The 2,432-nt window shown below is 53.5% G+C and carries 2 pseudogenes; both read left to right on the top strand.

Features of this window, described 5'->3' with window-relative positions:
- Nucleotides 1-233 precede the first annotated feature (233 nt).
- Nucleotides 234-1,583: pseudogene (locus AC07RZ_RS24060) on the top strand (IS30 family transposase).
- Nucleotides 1,582-1,867, top strand: a pseudogene (locus tag AC07RZ_RS24055) (IS3 family transposase); the annotation flags it as partial. The pseudogenes AC07RZ_RS24060 and AC07RZ_RS24055, both read left to right, overlap by 2 nt.
- Nucleotides 1,868-2,432: the final 565 nt, after the last annotated feature.

Here is a 2,432-nt window from a genome sequence, read left to right as displayed (position 1 = left end):
TGTACACACGTCGAGTCGTTGGCTGGGCATTCTCGATGCGACCAGATGCCGATCTGGTCATACAGGAATTGGACATGGCCTACGAGTAGCGTGGTCGCCCTCAAGGTCTGATGTTTCACTCGGATCAAGGTGGTCAGGGCTGATTCAACCGGTCGTCGCAACACCTTTAATCGAAGAGGTGTTTCATGGGTCGGAGTGTGGAATGGGTGCAAAAGGTAACGGGGTGAAAAGCGATGTGCTCGCCGGGGGGGCCGTCGCTCCGGAGTGAGATGGAGCGTCAGTTTTGGAAACAGATCGCCACCGGGATCACAAGCGAGAAAGCGGCAGAAGCAGTTGGCGTATCATCGACAGTAGGTTCACGCTGGTTCCGCTATCGTGGCGGTATGCCACTTTTTATGTCGAACCCGACGTCGGGGAAATACTTGTTGTTCGCGGAACGAGAAGAAATTGGATTACTCTCGATACAAGGGATCGGAGTACGCGAGATAGCTCGTCGTATTGAACGCAGTCCATCAACGGTCTCGCGGGAGCTTAAGCGCAATGCTGCCACACGTTGTGGGCGCCTCGAATATCGGGCGTCGGTCACGCAGTGGAAGGCTGAACGTGTGGTCAAAACGCCAAAGCCAGCAAAGCTAACGACTAACCCGCAACTGCGTCATTATGTGCAAGAGCGTTTGGAAAGCAAGGTTCATGACATCGAAGGCCATGAGATTGGCGGTCCTCATCAGGCACCGTTCAAGGGGCGCAATAAACCACATCGCGGCGACCGCAAATGGGTCAATGGCTGGTCACCTGAACAAATAGCCCACCAGCTGAAGATCGATTTCTCGGATGATGAATCCATGCGCATTTCTCACGAAACCATTTACCAAGCTCTCTACATTCAAGGACGCGGTACTCTCAAGCGCGAGCTAGTAAACTGCCTGCGCACCGGCAGAGCGTTACGCGTGCCGCGGGCCAGAGCGCAAGCCAAGGCTTGGGCGCACATTAGCGAAGAGGTGATGATTCCCACCCGTCCTGCAGAGGCGCAAGATCGTGCTGTGCCGGGCCATTGGGAGGGAGACTTGATCATCGGCCTTAACCGGCCCGCGATCGGGACACTGATGGAAAGATCAACTCAGTTCACCATGCTCGTGCATCTGCCTCGGGAACAAGGCTATGGTCTGATTCCCCGAACGAAAAATGGCCCAGCGCTAGCAGGCTACGGAGCTGTCACCATGGCCAATGCGCTTAAGAAGAGCGTAATAGGCATACCTGCGGAGCTGTGGCGATCATGAACTTGGGATCGTGGTAAAGAGCTGTCAGATCATGTTCGCTTCACCGTCGAATCTGGTGTGAAGGTCTTCTTCGCCGACCCGCACAGTCCCTAGCAGCGTGGGACGAATGAGAATACGAATGGGCTTCTGCGACAATATTTCCCGAAGGGCACAGATCTATCTCGGTGGAGTGCTCAAGAAATCCAGGCCGTGGCTAATACGTTGAACGCTAGGCCACGAAAAACGCTTGGTTGGATAACACCTGCCGAAGCTCTGAATAAATATATACAATCTGTCCAACAATCGAGTGTTGCAACGACCGGTTGAATCCGCCCAGTACGCCAGTCATAAGCTTCGTCAGCGCTTGTGGGCTACAGAATCGAACAGAGCATGAGTCGTCGCGGGAATTACTGGTACAACTCGCCGATGGAGCGATTGTTCAGGAGCCTAAAATCTGAATGGGCTCCGGACATGGGCGACATGACTGCACAGCCAGCACATGAGGACATCCGTCACTATCCGATGCAACGATATACTGGATACGGCCGCACCAGTTCAATGACGAACTGGTGGCCGAAGAAAAACTTAACGCGGTGTCCGGGATGACTTGACCACTCACAATGCCATCTCAGCTATAAGCGGCAAAGCATGTCAACGTGAAAGCTCTGTCCGTTGGTACTTCGCTGAGTCCCGCTGTGAGGTTGTATGTTGTGATAGTGACTGTGACGGCGGACAATGGTACTGCTGCGACAGTAATCAGGGAGGGGGAAGATGGAGTATATGCGATTGGCTGTCCCATTGTTGTTGTTATAGTTCCTGGTCCACCTCCTGATAACCCTCCGATGCATTGTACAAAGTTGGGACTGCCGTTCGTTTTGGTGTTGTAGTAGAGCTTAAACGTGTACGTCCCCGTACCTGGTGTATGCGCCGCCTGGGAGGAGACCCAATCTACCTTTGTGGTATCACTTCCTCCTATCGACTGGGTGAGTACTCCGGCTGAGTTGTACTGCCCCATCAATGGTGGTGTGCCGCCAGCGACGCTGGTGGCTGTGATGCATAACGCGCCAATACCGATTGCGATGGTTATTATCGCCCGTGTGGGGGATACACGCCTAGCTAGCGAGTGTTGTTTGATGTTTTGGTTTGGGCAAATGTTGGTCATATCATACCTTTTCT

This window comes from Collimonas sp. GW821-FHT07E08 (assembly GCF_059418905.1).
This window is presented reverse-complemented; position numbering and strand designations above follow the sequence as displayed.